Consider the following 18,858-nt stretch of genomic DNA (forward strand, 5'->3'; position numbering starts at 1 on the left):
TGCTAGGCCCGGCGCGAACTCTGGAGAGCGCCATGGCGACGATGTATCTCGTGCAAGCCTTTAAGCAGAACGGCAAGAAGCTGATTGCCGACCCGGTGCAACAGGCCAAGAGCGAAGAAAAGGCCATCGCCACGGCCGAACGCCTGGCACCGATGCGCGCCGGTGTGCTGGTATTTTCACAGGAAGTCGATGTCGAGACCGATGCCTATGACGAGCCGCGGGTCATCCTGCGCATCGGCACCCTGCCCCCCGGCCTGATGGACGGCTGAGCTATTCGTCGGCCGCCGCAGCAGCGGGATAGACGCCCAGGATGCGGAAATAATCGGTGAAGAAACCGAGTTCCTCGAAGGCGTGCACGACGCCGGGATCGGCGGGATGACCCTCGATATCGGCATAGAACTGGGTGGCGGTGAAATTGCCGCCCACCATATAGCTTTCGAGCTTGGTCATGTTGATGCCATTGGTGGCAAAGCCGCCCATGGCCTTGTAGAGCGCCGCCGGCACGTTGCGGACGCGGAAGACGAAGGTGGTCTTGACCTTGCCGCCCTGGGGCGCGCGCTTTTCGTCGCGCGACAGCACCAGGAAGCGGGTGGTGTTGTGGTCGGCATCCTCGATATTGGAGGCGAGCACATCCAGGCCATAGATTTCGCCGGCAAAGCGCGAGGCAATGGCGGCCACCGATCTGTCGGCCTTTTCGGCCACTTCACGAGCCGAGCCGGCGGTGTCGACGGCATTGATGGTGCGCAGGCCGTGTTCGGTGATGAACCTGCGGCACTGCCCCAGCGCGACCGAAAGCGACTGCACCGCCTTGATATCGGCAAGTGTCGATCCGGGCACGCCGAGCAGGGTCATCTCGACGCGCAGGAAGGTCTCGCCGATGATGAACAGGCCGCTTTCAGGCAGCAGATGATGAATGTCGGTGATGCGGCCATAGAGCGAATTTTCCACCGGAACGACGGCAAAATCGGCCCGACCGGACTGCACGGCGATGAGGGTTTCTTCAAAGGTGACGCAGCCGATGACATCCTGCCCGGGGAAGAAATTGCTGGCGGCAGCGTGGCTGAAAGCGCCAGGCTCCCCCTGAAAGGCGATCTTGATGGTCATCGGCATGGGTCCAGTTCTGGTCGGCGAGGAGGCTTTTGAACCCGGGGAGAAGCGGAGTCAATTCGGGCCGGGGGCGCAGCCGCAGCGCGGTTGCGGTGGGGAATTGTCGCAGCAGGGGTTTGCATGGTTGCGCCTTGCCGGGCATCAGACTATCTTCCGCCCGCATCGTATCCCTCCGTTGAGGCGGATTCCTTTTGGGTTTCCGAATGTTGAGCCGGGTGCGAGCATCGTCCGCAGGGGATGGACTGGCAGAGAGACCAAATGGATTCGTTTGAGCTAAACAAGATTATGGGCGCCGTTCTGGGCACGTTGCTGTTCGTGATGGGCGCGGGCTTTGTCGCTGAAGCCGTCTACCACCCCATCGAGGACAACGGGCCAGGCTATGCCCTGCCCGAACCAGAACTGGTGGCGGGCGGGGCGCCAGCCGAAGAAGCCGCTCCGGAAGTACCGCTTGGGGTACTGCTGGCCAGCGCCGATGCGACCCGCGGCGCCGCCGCCGTCCGCAAATGCCAGTCCTGCCACAACTTCGGCGAGGGTGAACCCAACAAGCAGGGTCCGCACCTGTATGACGTGGTCGGTCGTCCCGAAGCCAGCGTCGAGGGTTTTGCCTATTCCGACGCGCTGCTGGCCCACAATGCCGCTGGTGATGTGTGGAGCTACGAAAATCTCAATGCCTTCCTGGCCAAGCCTAGCGACTATGCGCCCGGCACCAAGATGGCCTTTGCCGGTATCCGCACTGCTGAAGAGCGCGCCGACATCCTGGCCTATCTGCAGTCGCTGAGCGCCACGCCCGTGCCGTTCCCGGCCGCCGAGGCAGTTCCGGCAGCAGAACCGGCATCGCCGGCGGAAGATGCCGCGGTCTCGCCGGCCGAGTCGCCCGCCAGTGCCACTGAAGCGCCGGCCGCTGCACCTGCGGATGCGCCTGTCGTGTCGCCCGAATCGGTGATCGAAACGCCGACCACCGCGCCGACGGAAACCCCGGTTCAGGGAACGCCGACCACAACCGCGCAATAGTTCGGTCAATCGGAAGAATTTCGAGAGCCGCGCCCGGTCAACGGCGCGGCTTTCTGCTTTAGGAGACCATCCATGCTGCTGCTGCACCTGAGCGATGTCGACGAGGCCAACTGGGCCGAGCAGTTCCGCACAGCCCTCGCCCCCTATCGCGTGGTGCGGCGCGGCGATGATTTCGATCCGGCAGCAGTCCGCTACATCTTCGTCTGGAAGCCCAAGCCGGACGCCTTCGAAGGGCTTACCGGGTTACGCGCGGTGCTGTCACTGGGCGCCGGGGTCGATGCCCTGCTCAGACACCCTTCCCTGCCCGACGCGCCTATCGTTCGCTTCGTCGATGCGGATCTCAGCCAGCGCATGAGCGATTATGTGGTGGCCCATGTCACCATGCATCATCGCCTCTATACCCGCTTCCAGGCCGACCAGAAGGCACGGCGCTGGAGCCAGCTCTATCCGCCGGCCGCCTCGGAAACCACGGTGGGGATTATGGGCATGGGCGTGCTGGGTCAGGATGCCGTCCGACGGCTGCTGCCGCTGGGCTTTGCACTCCGCAGCTGGAGCCGCACGCCCAAGTCGATCGAGGGGGTGGTGGGCTTTGCCGGCGACGACACCTTTGACGAGTTCCTCGCGGGCACCGATATCCTGGTGAACCTGCTGCCCTTGACGCCGCAAACCACCGGCATTCTCAACAGCGCCACCTTTGGCAAGCTGCGCCGCGACCGGCTCGCAGGCGGACCGGTGATCATCAACGCGGCGCGAGGCGGCCACCAGCGCGAAGCCGATATCGTCGCGGCGCTGGCAGACGGCACCCTGGGGGCGGCGAGCCTTGACGTCTTCGAGACCGAACCCCTGCCCGCCGATAGCCCGCTCTGGGCCATCGAAAACTGCTACATCACGCCCCATATTGCCGCAATCAGTAACGAGACGAGCGGCGTGCGCTATTTCAGCGAGATCATCAGGCGTCACGAGGCCGGCGACGCACTGATCAATGTAGTCGATCGCCAGCGCGGCTACTGAGCCGCCGTCTCCAGCGACAGGGCCCAGTACTGCCCGTTCAGATCGGCGCCGAAGGAATGATGGGGTTCCTCGCGCAGCAGGGTGAAGCCGGCCGCCTGGTAGATGTGGCGGGCTGCGATCAGGCAGTCCTGAGTCCACAGGATGACGCGGCGGTAGCCCGCTTCGCGCGCGAAGCGCACGGCCTGCTCGACCAGCACCTTGCCGACGCCCTGGCCGCGAAAGGCGGGCTCGACATAGAGCATGCGCAGCTGTGCGGTGCCCTCGGGTTCGGTAGCCGCTGCTGGGACGATGTGAACCGATCCGGCAATCTCGCCGCCCCGTTCGGCGATCCATAGCGATTTGGGCGGCGTGGCCGGGGCGGCAACGAAATCTCCATAGAGCTTGGCGATCAGCATTTCGAACCCGCCGTTCCAGCCCTGCTCGAGGTGGTAGAGCAGGCCCTGACGGTGGATCAGCCAGCCAATGTCGCCGACGCGGTGCGGGCGCAGGATCAGCGCCTCGCCGCAGGGCTCGCCCAGCATGGCCTTGATGCGGGCCATGGCACTGACTAGGTCGCGGCGCTGGAAGGCATCGAGCGGGGCGATCAGGGCGTCCACCGCCGCATTGCTGGCGTCGTCAAAGCCCTGATAGACAGCGTCTCCCCGCGGGCTCAGGGCCAGATTGTTGATGCGCTTGTCGCTGGGGCTCTGCGTAATGGCCAGGAGGCCGTAGCTATCCAGCCGCTTGACCAGTCGGCTCAATTGCCCCGGATCCATGCCCAAATCACGCGCCAGCTCGCTGGCCGCAATGGTGGTGCCGCAGCGGCCGAGTTCATAGATGACCCGGGCTTCCGCCAGGCTGAAGATACTCTCGTGCATGCCTTCGCCGAGCAGGCCGATGACCCGCGTGTAGAACCGATTGAAGGCCCGGATCTGTGTGACTTCCTGCGACTTTGCGGACATGGCCGACCCTCACTGACGGTTGATATCGTCAACCAAATGATTGTCATCGTCAACTAAATTGACGGATCGTGCGGATGATGTCCGCCCCCCCCTGGCTGTCCGCTTTGCCCGGTCCCTCCACTTGCAGGTGGCTATGGCCCCCGCCGCCGCCCCGCCTTAACGGGGTGTTAGGGTTAATGATCTATGTCTGTGGGGGATTGGGCACGAGCCCGAAACAGACGATCACGCGGTGCCGGCGACAAGACTTCGCTCGCTTCGACCGCGCCGGGAGCCGCCCTTGACGTTCCGCCTTCCTCGCACCCGCCCCCTGCGAACCCTGCTGCTGGCAGGCATGGCTGTTGTCGCGCTGGGTGGCTGTGCCATCAACCGCACCAGTTCCCCCTCCCCCGACTATGCCGGCATGTCCGCCGGCCAAAGCCAGGCCACGCTGGGTGAGCTGACCGGCCGCTACAAGGCCAATCCGCGCGACAAGGGCAATATCATCCACTATGCGGCCGCCCTGCGGGCGGCGGGACAGTCCGGCCAGGCGGTATCGGTGCTCGAACTGGGCATCCAGGCCCATCCCGGCGACGTCGACATATCGGTGGGCTATGCCAAGGCCCTGACGGCCGATGGCCGCTTCGAGCAGTCGCTGGCGGTGCTGGACAATGTGATCCGGCTTGATGCACCAGACTGGAATGCCTTGCTGGTCAAGGGAGCAACCCTGGACCAGATGGGCCGCAATGGCGAAGCGCGCCAGCTTTACATCCAGGCCCTGACCATCGCCCCCGGCGAAGCCTCGATCGAGGCCAATATGGGCCTGAGCTATGCCATGACCAGTGAGTTGGGCACCGCCGAACAGCATTTGCGCCGGGCTGTGCAGATGCGCGGCGCCAGCAGCCAGATCCGGCAGAACCTGGCGCTGATTGTCGGGCTCCAGGGTCGGTTTGATGAATCGCGAGCGCTCTATGCCGCCGAACTGCCGCCCGATCAGGTCGAGAACAACATGACCTATGTGCGCGCCCTGCTCACCCAGCAGAACCGTTGGGACGCCATCGCCAAGAGCTAGGGTCCTGCCGCGGCGATGCCCTCGACCAGCAGGTCGATGAAACGGCGGACTCGTGCCTCCAGCAGGTGCTTGTCGGGATAAAGCACAACAATATCGACCTGCGCCGCGACACGTTCTGCCAGCAGCGGCTGCACGCGGCCCGATGCCAGGTCGTCGGCAATGAGAAAATGCGGCAGATAGGCGATACCGAGCCCGGCAATGGCGGCGCGGCGGATGGCGTCGCCACTATCGAGCCGCAGCCGGCTGCGCCCCATTACGCGAACTGTCGATCCGTCAGCGGCGGGCAGGTGCCAGCCCTGGCGGTGCTGGCGACTGCTGAACAGCAGGCAGTCATGCCCATCGAGATCGGCAATGTCGCGCGGCTCCCCGCGATGGGCGAGATAAGCAGGCGCGGCGCAGAGCATGACGGGATAGCGGGCAATGACCCGCGAGATCAGGCTGCTGTCACCATGGGTGACGCCGATGCGAATGGCCAGATCGAAGCCCTCTTCGAGCAGGTCGTCGACCCGGTCGGTGAAACTGAGCTCCACCTGGATGTCGGGCCAGGCCGCCAGGTAGCGCTCGAGCAGTGGCAGGACCACCAATCGACCAAAGGCGTCAGGCATGGTCACGCGCAGCACGCCGCGCGGCACCCCCCCGTCGGGCCCGGCTACGCTTGCCTCTGCAGCATCGACAGCAGCCAGGATCGCGCGGCAGTGCGCGCAGAAAGTCTCGCCCTCGATCGTCAGGCTCAGCGCCCGCGTGGTACGATGCAGCAGCCTGGTGCCGAGGCGGCTTTCCAGTCGGGCGATCGCCTTGCCCGCCGCCGAGCGCGAGAGGCCGAGGCTCTGGCCGCCTGCGGCAAAGCTGCCCGCATCCGCCACGGCAACGAATATGGCGATGTCGTCGAGACTGGCATTGGCCAAGGCAACCTCCGGTCCGCTGGGGCGCCTGACGCTCCTCTATGGCGACGTCCATTCGCCAATTGAATGGCTATATCCCAATACGAGACAAAGGAGAATATCTGTGACCACAGCACAACCCATCACGCACTTGAACCCACCTTCCCTGCCAGATGCGTCAGCCTTCGGCCATTCGCAGGTCACCATCATGCAGCCCGGTGCCCTAGCCTTTATTTCAGGACAGGTAGCCTGGCAGCCCGGCGGACGGCCGGTTCCCAGCGATCTGGGAGAGCAGGCCATGTCAGTGCGTGACAATGCCCGCGCTGCGCTAGCCGCCGCCGGCCTGGCGCCCGCAAATCTGGTGATGGTGCGGGTCTATGTCGTCGATCTCACGCCCGAGCGCCTGCAGCTGGTCATGCCCGTGTTACTCGAGCTCCTCGAAGGGGCGCGGCCCAGCCTGACCGGCATTGGCGTCGCGGCGCTGGCAGGTCCGGACCTGCAGCTGGAGATCGAAATGATTGCCCGGGTATCGGACTGACGGCAGCGCCGGCTTCAGCCGCCGGCGACGCCGCCCGGGCCAAAGACCTTGAGCATGGCTGGCGAGATGATGACGATAAACAGCACCGGCAGGAAGAACAGGATAAGTGGCACGGTGAGCTTGGGGGGCAGCGCCGCTGCCTTTTTCTCGGCGTCCATCATGCGCTGTTCACGCCCCTCTTCGGCCATGACTCGCAGCGCCTGGCCGACCGAGGTGCCGTAGCGATCGGCCTGGATCAGCGCCGTCATGACCGACTTGACGCCATCCAGCCCGGTGCGGCGCCCGAGATTTTCATAGGCCCGGCCACGATCCTCGAGAAAGGCCAGTTCGGCGGTCGTCAAAGCCAGCTCTTCGGCCAGTTCAGGGCTCTGCTGGCCGATCTCCCGGCCCACCCGCTTGAAGGCATGTTCCATGGACATGCCCGATTCCACGCAGAGCAGCATCAGGTCGAGGCAATCGGGCCAGGCGCGGCGGATCGAGAACTGCCGCTTGTCGGTGCTGTTCTTGAGCATGATCACGGGCAGGAAGGAGCCCAGCAGACCGGCGCCGACCGCATAGGCCAGGTTGAGATAGAGCGGGCGGTCGGCGGGTGCGAGCACCAGCAGGTAGACGGCCGCCACCAGGAAGATGGCGATGGGGGTGGAGAGGCGCATGAACAGGAAGGTGGTCAGATGGCCCTGGCCGCGAAAGCCCGCCATGGCCAGCTTGTCGATGGTGGCGTCATCCTGGAACGCCTTCTTGAGGTCGAGCCTTTCGACCACGCTCTTCATATAGGTCTTGGTTTCACCCGTCCGCCGGATGCCTCGCCCCTCGACAACGGCGCCGCCATTGCCCCGCAGCCGGGCCATTTCTTCGGCCCGCATCTTCTCGCGCTCCAGCGCGACGCGTTTGATGCGGTCCTTCATCTCGGATTTGACGATGAAGCTGGAGCCGAAGGTGAACACCACGGCCGCCATGGAGATGGCCGCGAGGACGGCAATCATGAAGTCGCGCTGGGCCAGAAGGTCAAAGATCATCATTGCGGTATTCCTGGCCGATCAGTAGTCGAACTTGACCATCTTGCTCATCACGAAAATGCCGGCGCAGAGCATGGCGATGCCAATGCCCAGCCAGATATTGCCCAGGGGCGTCACAAACAGCGGCGCCAGATAGGTCGGAGAGGTCAGGCTCACCAGAATGCCCACCACAAAGGGCAGTGAACCGATGATGCCGGCCGAGGCCTTGGCCTCCGAACTCATTGCCTTGATCTTCTGTTTCATTTTCTTGCGGTTGCGCAGCACCTTGGCCAGATTGCCCAGTGCCTCGCTGAGATTGCCACCGGCCTGCTGCTGCACCGTGATGACAACAACGAAGAAGTTGACCTCGGGCAGCGGCACGCGGTCGAGCAGCACTGCCACCGCATCGGTCATGCCCATGCCGACCGCCTGCTGGTCGAGCACCCGGGCAAATTCGGATTTGACCGGCTCCTTGGCATCCTTGGCCACCACGCGCATGGAATCGTTGAGCGGCAGACCCGTCTTGACGCCGCGGACGATGGCTTCGACGGCATTGGGCAGTTCGTCGAGGAACCGGTCCTGATATTTGCGGCGCTTGCGGCTGACATACATGCGCGGCAACAGATATCCGGCGGCCACGGCAAAAACCGGCGCGAAATATACCGGCACCTGCACCACGATCAGCAGCAGGAAGACCACAATCCCGAAAATGACGCTGTTGCGGACGAAGGCGGCCGGCTTGATGGTCATGCCAGCCTGGAACAGCAGTTGCTTGAGCGTGACGCGCTTCTTCTGGTTGAGGGCGGCGGTCTGGCTCTTGAGGGTCTGCTGCAGTTCCTTGCGGCGCTGATCGCGGTTGCGTGCGGCATTTTCTTCGAGCCGGTTGACCTGGATATCGCCCTTGAAGGTTTTCAGCCGCTGCTGGGCCCGTCCGCCGCCCAGCGCCGACGGCACCAGGGCAAAGCCGAGTGCCCCGACGACGACCATGGCCAGCAATGCAATGCCGAGGGGGGCGAGCATGGTCAGGAGCCCATCAGTTCGTGTTGTTCGACATTGGACTTTTCGAGCGCTTCGACCAGGTTGGCTTCCTCGTTGAAGTAGCGCGCGCGCTCGGCGAACTGGGGCTTGGTGATGCCGGTGGAGCGATGCCGGCCCACCAGCATGCCATTGGCGTCTTCGCCCATGATATCGTAAAGAAAAATATCCTGGGTCACGATCACGTCGCCTTCCATGCCGAGCACTTCGGTGATGTGGGTGATGCGGCGCGAACCATCGCGCAGGCGCGCGGCCTGCACCACCACGTCGATCGATGAGGTGATCATCTCGCGTATGGTCCGGCTGGGCAGGCTATAGCCGCCCATGGTGATCATCGATTCCAGGCGGGCCAGGGCTTCGCGCGGGCTGTTGGCGTGCAGGGTCCCCATGGAGCCGTCATGGCCGGTATTCATGGCCTGGAGCAGGTCGAAGCTCTCGGGACCACGCACTTCGCCGACGATGATGCGTTCGGGCCGCATGCGCAGGCAGTTCTTGATCAGATCACGCATGGTGATCTCGCCCTCGCCCTCGAGATTGGGCGGACGGGTTTCGAGACGCACCACATGCGGCTGCTGCAGCTGCAGTTCGGCCGAGTCCTCGCAGGTGATGACGCGTTCGTCCTTCTCGATAAAGGCCGTGAGGCAGTTGAGCAGCGTGGTCTTGCCCGAGCCGGTACCGCCCGAAATCAGCACATTGGCGCGCACCTTGCCCAGGATGCGCAGCACTTCGGCGCCCTCGGGGGAGATCGAGTTGTACTTGACCAGCTGCTGCAGCGTCAGCTTGTCCTTCTTGAACTTGCGGATGGTGAGCGCGGCGCCGTCAATGGCGAGCGGCGGAGCGATGACGTTGACGCGGCTGCCGTCGGGCAGGCGGGCATCGCAGATGGGCGAGCTTTCATCGACGCGTCGGCCCACCTGGCTGACGATGCGCTGGCAGACATTCATCAGGTGGGCGTCGTCGCGGAAGCGGACATTGGTCAGCCGCACCTTGCCGTTGACCTCGATGTAGCAACGCTGGCTGCCATTGACCATGATGTCGGCGATGTCGTCGCGGGCCAGCAGCGGCTCGAGCGGCCCATAGCCCAGCACGTCGTTGCAGATGTCCTCGAGCAGGTCTTCCTGCTCGGAGATCGACATGATGATGGATTTCAGGGCGATGATTTCGGCGACGATGTCGCGGATTTCCTCGCGCGCTGCCACCTGCTCCATGGTGGCGAGCTGGCTGAGATCGATGGAATCGATCAAGGCGTTGAAGATGGCCGACTTGGTGTGGAAGTATTCCTTGTCGCGCGCCGCGTCGGCGGGGGCGCGGACGTCGACGACCTCTTCACTGCTGCGAATGCGAGCGGCCATGCCATCGGTATCGCTGCCGCGGCGCGCCAGGGGCGCGGAGCCCTCGGCCCGCGGTGGCGGGCTTTGCACCGGTCGCGCGATCTCGCCGACGCCGGGGGTGTTGCCGCCAAAACTGGTGCGCTTACCAAACATAGTCATCTCACCATTTCAGGCTGCCGCAGCGCGGTCAGGCCCGCTTCTTGAGGAACGAAGGCAGTTTCATCAGGCTCGATGACTTGCCCCCGACATGGGCGGCCTGCCGGCCGGTCACATGCATGCCGATCGCGCGATAGACGTCGTTGAGCTTGTTGTTGGCGGCAACCTCGGCGATCATCTGGCCATTGTTGGCGGCCGTGCCGAACAGGGCCGCATCGAAGGCCAGTTGACCGATCAGTTCGCATTCGACCGAGGCGGCAAATTCGCCGGGATTGATCTCGGGGCGCCGTGGCAGACCCACCTTGTTGAGCACCAGCGAGGGCGGGGTCTCGGTGGGCCGCAGGGCCTTGATGGTGTCCGCCAGGTTCTTGGCATTGCGCAGATTGGCGAGGTCCGGCTCGGCTACGATCACCACTTCATCGATGGTTGCCAGCGTGTGGCGGATCCAGGCATTCCAGGCGTGCGGGATATCGAGGATCACCACAGGCATGGTGTTCTGGCACATGTCGAGGATCTGCTCGAACTGCCGCTCCTCGAAATCGAAGGTGTGGTCGAGCGTCACCGGTGCGGTCAGCAGGTTGATGTGGCTGGCGGCCTTGCTCATCAGGCGATCCAGCATGGTCTGGTCCACCTTCTGGTTGGCGGTGACGGCATCGGCCAGGCCGTGCGGCGGGTCCTGGTTGAAGTTGAGACCAGCCGTGCCGAAGGGCAGGTCCATGTCCAGGATCAGGCAGTCCTGCCGCAAAGCCGTGGCAATGGCCCAGGTGACATTGTGCGCCACAGTGGAGCCGCCGGCGCCGCCCTTGGCGGAGACAAAACCGATGGTCCGGCCGATCGGGGCAGCATTTTCGGAGGCGAACAGCTCGGTGATCGCCGAGACGATCTGGCTGGCCGTGGCCGGCAGCACGATATATTCCGAGATTCCCGACCGTACCAGTTCGCGATAGAGCAGCACGTCATTGACGTGACCGAGCAGGACCACCCGGGTCGAGGCGTCGCACACTTCAGCCAGCCTCTCGAGCGCCGCAGGGATCAGCTCGGGCGGAAGCGTGCTCTCGACGATGATCAGGTTGGGGGTCGGGTTGGACTTGTAGGTCTCGATCGCCCCGTCAATGCCGCCATTGTGGGTGGTGAGGGCCACCTTGGACATGCGGCGGTCGTGGATGGCGCTCTCGACCAGTTGGGCGGTCTGGGAGTGCTCGCAAAAGGCCTGGATGGTGATGCGGGGAATCAGCCGCGCGCCGGCAGCGATATCGGCCGCCGGTTCGTCGGTCTTCCTGGTATCGGGGGTGAGAAAACTCATGAAACCTACTCTCCTTGACCGGGGCCGGTACGCCGCCCCTCAAGCCAGTGGCCCTTGGACACAGTCCACGGGCCGACTTGCACTAATCTGTTATCGCCCGGCGCATGGTGGACAGGTTCTGTCACCGCGCGCCCGGCGCTAGTCGAGCACGAAGCCGACGGAGCCCGAAATGCTGCCACGCATTTCGCCGGTCTGGCCAACGCCATACATGTTCTCCAGCCGCCCCAGAAAGATCGACTCCGCGTCGGTGGCTACGCTTGAGGCGTCGGTCGGCACCGCGATCGTATTGGCCGGGCTGGGCGCCACCAGATAGGGGGTGACCAGAATGACCAGCTCGGTCTGCTCGGTCTGGAAATCGCGGGACCGGAACAGGACACCCAGAATGGGGATATCGCCAAGCCAAGGAAACTGCTCGATCTGCTGGCTGGACTTTTCTTCCAGCAGCCCGCCGATCGACAGTGTGGTGCCGCTGGGTAGCTCCACCGACGTATTGGCTTCGCGCTTGGTGATCGAGCCATTCGCCTGGGGTTCGGAGACCGAGGTCTCCACCTTCAGGCTGATGGTGCCGTTGGATTTGACCACTGGGGTGAACCCCAGCTCGACGCCATAGGGTTTGAACAGGACGGTGCGGGTGCGGGTGCCGTTGTCTTCTTCGGCAAAGGTGTAATAGGGCATTTCGCCGCCGGCGAGGAACGTGGCGGCCTCGCCTGAAATGGCGGTGAGGGTCGGCTGGGCCAGCACCCGCAGGGCGCCGCGGCCTTCAAGCGCGCGAATGGCCGCAGTAACCGAATTGCCACCGCTGCTGAAGCGCGCATCGACGCCATCGAGCGGGAATGCATCTGTCAGCAGGCCGTTGGCGAACTGCAGCAGGTTGGTGGTGCCAACATTGAAAGCCGCCCCCAGGTTGATGCCGAGCTGCTTGGCGATGGTCCGTTTCACTTCGGACACGGTGACCTGAAGCATGACCTGCTGGGCACCCGAAACGTCGAGAATATTGGCCACGTTTTCAACGCCGCCGGCAAACTGCACGGCGACCTCGGTGGCGCGGGCACGATCTTCACCGGAAAGCACATTGCCGGTCAGCACCACACGGTTGGTATCGCCGCCCAGGGTGACGGACTCCACGCGGATATTGGAGCCCGGAATGATACGGGCCAGTGCAATCTGCAGGGCGTTGCCAACCTGAGACGGTTGCTCAATGACGTTCACGTCCAGCACGGCAATGGTGCGTCCCATATCGTCGAGAAAGAAAATATTGGTATCGCCGCCCGTCATGCCCTGCACAATCGCCCGGGTCCGGCTTCGCATGATGGCTGCGGCCACATTGGGCTGGGACACGATGACCTCTGCCGCGCCGGCGGGCAGATCGACCAGCACGGTCTTGTTGATCTGCACCTCGAGCTGGCGGGTGGCGCCATAGGCGGCAGCCGAAACCGTCACATGCGTCTCGCTGGCGGACGCCGGGGCGGCAGCGAAACTGGCAGATACGAGCATAGCGACCAAAGCCGGGGCGATGAGTTGCTGAGCGCGGTGGCGGAGCCGGTGCAAAAAGTTCGTCATGTTGTTCTCCACCTACTGCACCATCGGTCCGACCGGCGTCCCGCCGACTTCGCCAGAGGTCCCTGCCCCGGCGGCCGGCATGACCGGCATGCTCACACCCGTCGTCTCGACCAGCTGCACCTGACCGGCGCTGCCGGCCAACACGCTCTGCTCCTTGCCGAATCGAAAGACGCGAATGGCCTGGTTGTTGCCCGGCCGCTGTATTGCAGCGTCCTCGGCAAAATCGGCCACCGAGCGCAGGGTCAGCGACAGCTGTCCCTGGGTGGTGGCGTTGATCAGGGTTTCGGCCTGGTTCGGGTCGAGCTCAAGCGTGGCAATGGTGGCATCATCAAAGGTGACGGCCTGCGGCGCACCGCCGGCAGCGATCTCCTCCTCGGTCTGGCCGCCGCTCACCCCGACCTCGCCAAGGCGCTTGCCGATGGCGAGGATACGCACATTGGCCAGAATAACGTCCGATCGCTCGCCGGCCGCGCTCTGGGTGGTCAGGACAACATCAACATGATCATTGGGTACGATGAAGCCGCCCGCACTGGATACGGCGCTCACGCCGACCGAGACGCCACGCATGCCGGGCTGGAGCACGGCGGAAAGATAGCCCTGGTCGGCACTGACCAGCTTGGCCTGGCGAATGGGCTCGCCGGCAAAAAATTCGAAACGCGCCACGGCGCCGGTCAGCTCGGCGGGCGCGTCGGGCATGGCGTCAATGGTTACATAGTCGGTCCGCAGGGCGCCTTGCGGCCATTCCTGCCATTCCAGCGTTTCCACTTTGAGCCGCTCGCCCATGCCGATGGGGGCACTGGCGACCAGGATTTGCGTCTTGGCCTCAGGGACGATTTCGGTAACGGACTGGGGTTCGGGCGCCGGGCCGCCGCCTCGGGTCACCAGGAAGGCAGCCAGGCCGCCGGCAACCAAGGCTACAAGCAACAGGATGATACGCGCCGGCTTCATGACTCACTCCGGTTGCACTCAGGACGCGGACGCCCAACTCGACCGGCTGAACCTTGCACCCAAAGGGTCAAAGTTTGGTTAATCGGAGCTTTGCAGAACCGGTTAACACTTTGTGAAATCGGGTAAACCCGGAGTCTGTATCACTGCGATGTCGGAAAATAGAACGCGCTTGATCGGAGCAATCTAATCTGCATCTGAACTGCAGTCACGCAGTCAGGCGCTCGAATATAGTTGAGCTGGAATAGGTCAGCAGGCCCGCAATGGCCAAGGCGATACCATAGGGAACACCCGACTTCGGATTATGCAGGCGTTCCAGCCAGCCATAGCGTGCCAATACCGGCATGAGGGGCAGATTGCGAAGCCCCAGAATGGCCAGGGTCAGCGCGCCGCCGAGCAGGGCTGCATAGACCAGGTAAGGCATGGCCAGGCCAAATCCCAGCCACAGCGCCGTGGCCGCGGCCAGCTTGGCGTCACCACCCCCAATCCAGCCCAGGGCAAAGAAGGTGAAGCCGGCGACAAGCACGACAAGGGCGCAGGCGACATGCAGGGCAAGGACGTCGAGAGGCAGCTGGACTGCCAGGGCAATGCCGAAAAACGCGGCGACGAGCAGCAGTACCAGCTTGTTGGAAATGGTCATGGTGAGCAGGTCGGACACGGCCGCCAGGGCCATGCCGGCCGGAAACAGCAACAATGCGATGGTCGACATGCCCGGCTTATCCCCACTGGTCGGTCCGGGCGGAATCTGCCGCCGAAGGGTTAACAAACAAAAAAGGGGACCGCTGATGCGGCCCCCGTAAGCTTTGCGTTAGTCAACCGATCAGGTGGCAGGAGCGGCGTTGATCGTGGTAGTCGAGTTATCCAGCTTGCCGGAAATGCCGTTAAACAGGTCACCAAGGCTGCCGCCGAGGGCGGAAGCGGCAACGATGATGCCGACAGAGATCAGCGCGGCGATCAGGCCGTATTCAATTGCGGTCGCGCCGGACTCGTCCTGCGCGAAGCGTGCGAAGAGGTTCATTCCCAGACTCCAATTATACGTCATCAAGAGACGCCATCGTTCGACACGTTAGACATCGAACATGGCTCAAGGCTATGCCGCACTCCTTGAAAATGCGTTAATCGAAAGCCGGCAGCGCGCGAAATTCCTAGCAAATTCAATATAGTTACCGATTTTTTAAGAAAATTGACTGTATCTTAGCGACAGTATTTCTAATTATTTTTCGCAATCAATTGACATAACTGAACTTCAACGGAATTTATTTTCCATCCAGCAGTAAATATCTAGAAGTCTCAGAACATTACTACAGCGAGACCAGTGGCAGTCTATGGGCGGCGTTTGCCAAATATTCACCATTCGCGTGGAAAATGGCCGCATCGAGTACCCGTACCGCCGGAACCGCCATGCGCATCAACCCTGCTGCCGTCTTCGCTCTCTGCCTGTCGTTGGGAAGCGGCCTTGGCATGACTCCGGTCGTCGCCCAGGATGGTGCGCCGATCAATGTCAATGTGAACATGGCCCGGGTCCTGCGCATCAATGCCTCGGCGGCGACCGTCATCGTGGGCAATCCGGGGATTGCCGATGTCACCATCCAGGACCCGAAAACGCTGATCCTGACCGGCAAGAGCTTCGGGCAGACCAATCTGATCGTGCTGGACAATGCCGGCAATCCGATCGCCGATACGATCATCGAAGTGGTGCAGATGCAGGCCGGGGTGACGACGGTCTACCAGGGCCAGGCCCGCACCAGCATTGCCTGCGCGCCGGTGTGTCAGAACATCATCATGATGGGCGATGATCCGGCATTTTCCGGCCAGGCGATTGCGTCGTCGAGCATGATGAGTTCGATGGGCAACTGAGCCTTCGCGTGGCATTAAGGCGCCATTAACCGCGCGGGCAGTTGCCGGAGCGTTCTGACCCTGTCCTAACCATCAGTTAGCCACGCGCGACTAGCTTTGCCCCATTGCAACAAGGCAACGCTGATGGCCACTGGACTGGGATCACTGATCGGACAGGCGCTGTTCCGCCAACGGCGCCGCTTTGTGCGCGATCAGCGTGGCGCCACGGCCGTTGAATTCGGTCTGCTGGCCCTGCCCTTCTTTGCCATTATCGGCGCCATTCTGGAAACGTCGGTGGTCTTCCTGTCCGGCCAGGTGCTCGAAAGTGCCGTACAGGACACCAGCCGCTATATCCGCACCGGACAGGCCCAGGGCGTCATCGTGACGGCGGCCGACTTCAAGGCCCGGCTCTGCGATCGCCTATACGGCATGTTTGGCGACTGCAGCGGCCTCTATGTCGAGGTGCAGACCATCAGTGATTTCAGCTCGATCGCCATATCCCCGCCGATCGACTGGACTTGCCAGAACAACTGCCAGTGGAACCGGCCGGAAGCCTATACCGCCGGCCTGGGCTCGAGCATTGTGGTGGTGCAGGTGTATTACAAGTGGCCTATCATCCTGTCGCTGGGCGACATGACCCTGGCCAATCTGCCCGAGCAGAAACGGCTGCTCGGAACCGCCACTGTCTTCCGCAACGAGCCCTATAGCTGATGCGGGCGCGTGCCACATGGCGCGGCTGGGCCCGCGCATTCAGGAATGGCGAAAGTGGCGTGGCCGCTGTGGAATTCGCGCTGATCCTGCCCATCATGCTCATGCTTTATATCGGCATGGTGGAGGGAAGCGCGCTGATTTCCATGGATCGCAAGGTGCAGACCGTCTCGGGCGCTGTGGGCGACCTGGTGGCCCGTTCCAACGGGACGCTCAGCACCAGCACGCTGGACAATTATGTCAAGATCGCCGGCGGAATCATGACGCCCTATCCTTCGGACCAGCTGGTGCAAATCGTGACGCAGGTCAAAGTCGATACCGCCGGCAAGGCCACCGTGGACTGGTCGAGGCGTTATGTGGGAGAGGCCGCTCAAACCACCGGCGCGCATGTCAAGGGCGCGGTCTTTGCCCTGCCGGCTGAAGTCGTGGCCATTGCCACAGGCGAATATGTCATCGTCACCGAGAGCGGCCTGGCCTATTCGCCGCTCTACGGCATCGTCTTTGACTCGGCGGTCAACCTCTACCGCGAGAACTTCTTCATGCCGCGCTTCCGCGAGCAGATAAAGCTCAACTAGAGCCGCGGCCTTGCACCGCCCCGGACTGCATGGCACAAGCCGGGCAAGATCCCTCTTTCCGGCAGATTCAGCATGACCGATACGCTCGTCCCCGTATTCGACCTTGGCGGCGTTTTCGTCGACTGGAACCCGATGTACCTGTTCCGCAAGCTCTTCGAGACCGAAGAGGACGCGGTGTGGTTCCAGCAGAACATCTGCACGCTGGACTGGAACCTCGAATTCGATGCCGGCGAAATCTATTCCGAAGGCGTGGCCAAGCTGATCACCCGCTTTCCCAAATACTGGCGGGAAATCCAGGCCTATGACCTGCGCTGGAAGGAGACGCTGGGCGGCTTCATCCAGGGCACGATCGACATCCATGACGAGTTGATCGAGCAGGAAATCCCCACCTTCGCCATCACCAATTTCTCCTGGGAGAAATGGGTCAGTTGCCTCGGCGAATGGCCGTTCCTGGAAAAGTTCGACGGTGTCATCGTCTCGGGTCTTGAAGGCCTGGTGAAGCCCGATCCCCGGCTCTATCGCGTGTTCAGCGAGCGCTACGGCATCGCTGGCGAAAACTGCGTCTTCATCGATGACAGCGAGCCCAACATCATCTCGGCGCGCAAGTTCGGCATGCATGGCATCCACTTCAAGGATCCCATTCAGCTGCGCCAGGAGCTGATCGCCCTGGGCCTGCCGCTCAAGACGAAGTAGCAAAAGCAAAACCCCGGACCGATCCGGGGTTTTTCGTTTCCGGCGTCAGCCGAAGCGGCCACCGCGCTGGATGACCTCGATCTGGTAGCCGTCGGGATCGGCAATGAAGAAGAAGCGCCCCACCGGCACATCACCATTGTTGAAATCGACCAGCTTGCGCGGCGCATAGCCGAGCCCGGTCAGCCGGGCGTGTTCGGCATCGAGATCGTCCACCACCAGGGCGATATGGCCATAACCATCGCCCAGTGCATAGGGTTCGCCACGGCCATGATTGATGGTCAGTTCAAGCTCGAAACCGCCGGTCTCGGCCGCGAGATAGACCAGGGTAAAGTCGGCAAAGACCAGCCGGTCGGCAATGCGCAGGCCAAAGGCCTGGGTATAGAAATCGACGGAGCGCGCCTCGTCGAGGACGCGGATCATGGAATGGACGAGCTTGGCCATGAATTGAACTCTCAGTTGCCGTGGACGAGCGCAGCGAGGACCCCGCGCGTGGCGCGCCCCGTCCGGAGCGCGACCAGCGCGTGAGGACTGCTATTTGGTGCCGTACATGCGGTCGCCGGCATCGCCCAGGCCCGGAATGATATAGCCCTTGTCGTTGAGCTTCTCGTCGATGGCCGCGGTATAGACGGGCACATCGGGATGGGCCTCGGTGAAGCGCGCCACACCCTCAGGTGCAGCCAGCAGGCACAGGAAGCGGATATTATTGGCGCCGCGCTCCTTGAGCTTTTCAATGGCGGCGGTGGCCGAATTGGCCGTGGCCAACATGGGGTCGACGACGATGATCAGGCGGTCTTCGAGGTTGGACGGCGCCTTGAAGTAATATTCCACCGGCTGAAGCGTCTCGTGGTCGCGATAGAGGCCGATATGGGCGACGCGGGCGGCGGGCACCAGGTCCAGCATGCCGTCGAGCAGGCCATTGCCGGCGCGCAGGATCGAGGCAAAGACCAGCTTCTTGCCCTTGATGGTGGGGCTGTCCATCCGCGCCATCGGGGTCTCGATCGAGACCATCTCCAGTTGGAGATCCCGCGTCACCTCATAGCACATCAGATGGGCGATCTCGCGCAGCAAGCGGCGGAAACCGGCGATCGAAGTCTCCTTGTTGCGCATGATGGTCAGCTTGTGCTGGATCAGCGGGTGATCGATGACGGTTACATTGCCGCGCGCTGGAGTCATGGGATCGCCTG

Annotated in this window: 22 protein-coding genes; 9 read left to right on the plus strand and 13 right to left on the minus strand. The window is 63.0% G+C overall.

What is annotated here, in order from left to right; genetic code table 11:
• Positions 1–32: 32 nt before the first annotated feature.
• Positions 33–269: a hypothetical protein gene (locus AC4NN3_RS13675; RefSeq protein ID WP_193337032.1), complete on the plus strand. Its 237-nt coding sequence runs from the start codon at positions 33–35 to the stop codon at positions 267–269.
• Between the two features lies 1 nt (position 270).
• Here the strand turns inward: AC4NN3_RS13675 and AC4NN3_RS13680 are convergent, their stop codons facing one another.
• Positions 271–1,110 carry a prephenate dehydratase gene (locus tag AC4NN3_RS13680; RefSeq protein WP_491927644.1) on the minus strand — a complete coding sequence of 280 codons (840 nt, stop codon included), beginning with the start codon at positions 1,108–1,110 and terminating at the stop codon, positions 271–273.
• A gap of 255 nt (positions 1,111–1,365) precedes the next feature.
• Here AC4NN3_RS13680 and AC4NN3_RS13685 point away from each other — a divergent pair, with 255 nt between their 5' ends.
• Together AC4NN3_RS13685 and AC4NN3_RS13690 are read left to right on the plus strand one after the other, a co-directional pair.
• On the plus strand, positions 1,366–2,118 hold the full coding sequence (locus AC4NN3_RS13685; protein ID WP_491927645.1) for a c-type cytochrome: 753 nt from the start codon (positions 1,366–1,368) through the stop codon (positions 2,116–2,118).
• A gap of 72 nt (positions 2,119–2,190) precedes the next feature.
• Positions 2,191–3,129, plus strand: a complete 939-nt coding sequence (locus AC4NN3_RS13690; protein WP_491927646.1) for a 2-hydroxyacid dehydrogenase — start codon at positions 2,191–2,193, stop codon at positions 3,127–3,129.
• On the opposite strand, the gene AC4NN3_RS13695 is transcribed toward AC4NN3_RS13690, so the two are convergent.
• Entirely contained in the window at positions 3,123–4,070 is a 948-nt protein-coding gene (locus AC4NN3_RS13695) for a bifunctional helix-turn-helix transcriptional regulator/GNAT family N-acetyltransferase (RefSeq protein ID WP_491927647.1), read from the minus strand. The two genes, AC4NN3_RS13690 and AC4NN3_RS13695, sit on opposite strands and share 7 nt — an antisense overlap.
• Before the next feature lie 277 nt (positions 4,071–4,347).
• Between AC4NN3_RS13695 and AC4NN3_RS13700 the strand changes: the two genes are divergently transcribed.
• Positions 4,348–5,118, plus strand: a complete 771-nt coding sequence (locus AC4NN3_RS13700; RefSeq protein ID WP_491927648.1) for a tetratricopeptide repeat protein — start codon at positions 4,348–4,350, stop codon at positions 5,116–5,118.
• On the opposite strand, the gene AC4NN3_RS13705 is transcribed toward AC4NN3_RS13700, so the two are convergent.
• Positions 5,115–6,023 carry a LysR family transcriptional regulator gene (locus AC4NN3_RS13705; protein ID WP_491927649.1) on the minus strand — a complete coding sequence of 303 codons (909 nt, stop codon included), beginning with the start codon at positions 6,021–6,023 and terminating at the stop codon, positions 5,115–5,117. The two genes, AC4NN3_RS13700 and AC4NN3_RS13705, sit on opposite strands and share 4 nt — an antisense overlap.
• Before the next feature lie 184 nt (positions 6,024–6,207).
• Between AC4NN3_RS13705 and AC4NN3_RS13710 the strand changes: the two genes are divergently transcribed.
• On the plus strand, positions 6,208–6,537 hold the full coding sequence (locus tag AC4NN3_RS13710; protein ID WP_491927868.1) for a RidA family protein: 330 nt from the start codon (positions 6,208–6,210) through the stop codon (positions 6,535–6,537).
• A 14-nt stretch (positions 6,538–6,551) separates the two neighbouring features.
• Here AC4NN3_RS13710 and AC4NN3_RS13715 read toward each other — a convergent pair whose 3' ends face one another.
• The 8 genes from AC4NN3_RS13715 to AC4NN3_RS13750 all read right to left on the minus strand — a co-directional run bounded on the left by AC4NN3_RS13715 (position 6,552) and on the right by AC4NN3_RS13750 (position 14,880).
• Positions 6,552–7,556, minus strand: coding sequence for a type II secretion system F family protein (locus tag AC4NN3_RS13715; protein ID WP_491927650.1), 1,005 nt, complete (start codon positions 7,554–7,556; stop codon positions 6,552–6,554).
• Between the two features lie 18 nt (positions 7,557–7,574).
• Positions 7,575–8,552: a type II secretion system F family protein gene (locus AC4NN3_RS13720; RefSeq protein ID WP_491927651.1), complete on the minus strand. Its 978-nt coding sequence runs from the start codon at positions 8,550–8,552 to the stop codon at positions 7,575–7,577.
• Between the two features lie 2 nt (positions 8,553–8,554).
• The gene (locus AC4NN3_RS13725) at positions 8,555–10,051 is read right to left on the minus strand and encodes a TadA family conjugal transfer-associated ATPase (protein ID WP_491927869.1); all 1,497 of its coding nucleotides are present in this window, start codon (positions 10,049–10,051) and stop codon (positions 8,555–8,557) included.
• Positions 10,052–10,085: 34 nt separating this feature from the next.
• Complete coding sequence (locus AC4NN3_RS13730) at positions 10,086–11,357, minus strand: CpaE/TadZ family protein (RefSeq protein WP_491927652.1); 1,272 nt, start codon at positions 11,355–11,357, stop codon at positions 10,086–10,088.
• Positions 11,358–11,495: 138 nt separating this feature from the next.
• Entirely contained in the window at positions 11,496–12,917 is a 1,422-nt protein-coding gene (locus AC4NN3_RS13735; protein ID WP_491927653.1) for a type II and III secretion system protein family protein, read from the minus strand.
• Between the two features lie 12 nt (positions 12,918–12,929).
• Entirely contained in the window at positions 12,930–13,865 is a 936-nt protein-coding gene (gene cpaB / locus AC4NN3_RS13740) for a Flp pilus assembly protein CpaB (RefSeq protein ID WP_491927654.1), read from the minus strand.
• Between the two features lie 205 nt (positions 13,866–14,070).
• Positions 14,071–14,571 (minus strand): A24 family peptidase, encoded by a 501-nt coding sequence (locus tag AC4NN3_RS13745; RefSeq protein ID WP_491927655.1) that lies wholly within the window; start codon positions 14,569–14,571, stop codon positions 14,071–14,073.
• A 111-nt stretch (positions 14,572–14,682) separates the two neighbouring features.
• The gene (locus tag AC4NN3_RS13750) at positions 14,683–14,880 is read right to left on the minus strand and encodes a Flp family type IVb pilin (protein WP_491927656.1); all 198 of its coding nucleotides are present in this window, start codon (positions 14,878–14,880) and stop codon (positions 14,683–14,685) included.
• A 443-nt stretch (positions 14,881–15,323) separates the two neighbouring features.
• Between AC4NN3_RS13750 and AC4NN3_RS13755 the strand changes: the two genes are divergently transcribed.
• The 4 genes from AC4NN3_RS13755 (at position 15,324) to AC4NN3_RS13770 (ending at position 17,674) form a co-directional block, all read left to right on the plus strand.
• On the plus strand, positions 15,324–15,719 hold the full coding sequence (locus AC4NN3_RS13755; RefSeq protein ID WP_491927657.1) for a pilus assembly protein N-terminal domain-containing protein: 396 nt from the start codon (positions 15,324–15,326) through the stop codon (positions 15,717–15,719).
• Positions 15,720–15,842: 123 nt separating this feature from the next.
• On the plus strand, positions 15,843–16,409 hold the full coding sequence (locus AC4NN3_RS13760) for a TadE/TadG family type IV pilus assembly protein (RefSeq protein WP_491927658.1): 567 nt from the start codon (positions 15,843–15,845) through the stop codon (positions 16,407–16,409).
• Between the two features lie 59 nt (positions 16,410–16,468).
• On the plus strand, positions 16,469–16,981 hold the full coding sequence (locus tag AC4NN3_RS13765) for a TadE/TadG family type IV pilus assembly protein (RefSeq protein WP_491927659.1): 513 nt from the start codon (positions 16,469–16,471) through the stop codon (positions 16,979–16,981).
• A 72-nt stretch (positions 16,982–17,053) separates the two neighbouring features.
• Positions 17,054–17,674, plus strand: a complete 621-nt coding sequence (locus AC4NN3_RS13770) for an HAD family hydrolase (RefSeq protein ID WP_491927660.1) — start codon at positions 17,054–17,056, stop codon at positions 17,672–17,674.
• A gap of 45 nt (positions 17,675–17,719) precedes the next feature.
• Here AC4NN3_RS13770 and AC4NN3_RS13775 read toward each other — a convergent pair whose 3' ends face one another.
• Together AC4NN3_RS13775 and upp are read right to left on the minus strand one after the other, a co-directional pair.
• Positions 17,720–18,115, minus strand: coding sequence for a VOC family protein (locus AC4NN3_RS13775; RefSeq protein ID WP_491927661.1), 396 nt, complete (start codon positions 18,113–18,115; stop codon positions 17,720–17,722).
• A gap of 90 nt (positions 18,116–18,205) precedes the next feature.
• Complete coding sequence (gene upp, locus AC4NN3_RS13780) at positions 18,206–18,847, minus strand: uracil phosphoribosyltransferase (protein ID WP_491927662.1); 642 nt, start codon at positions 18,845–18,847, stop codon at positions 18,206–18,208.
• Between the last annotated feature and the right edge of the window lie 11 nt (positions 18,848–18,858).

It is taken from the genome of Devosia sp. MDV22-iso42 (assembly GCF_058629155.1).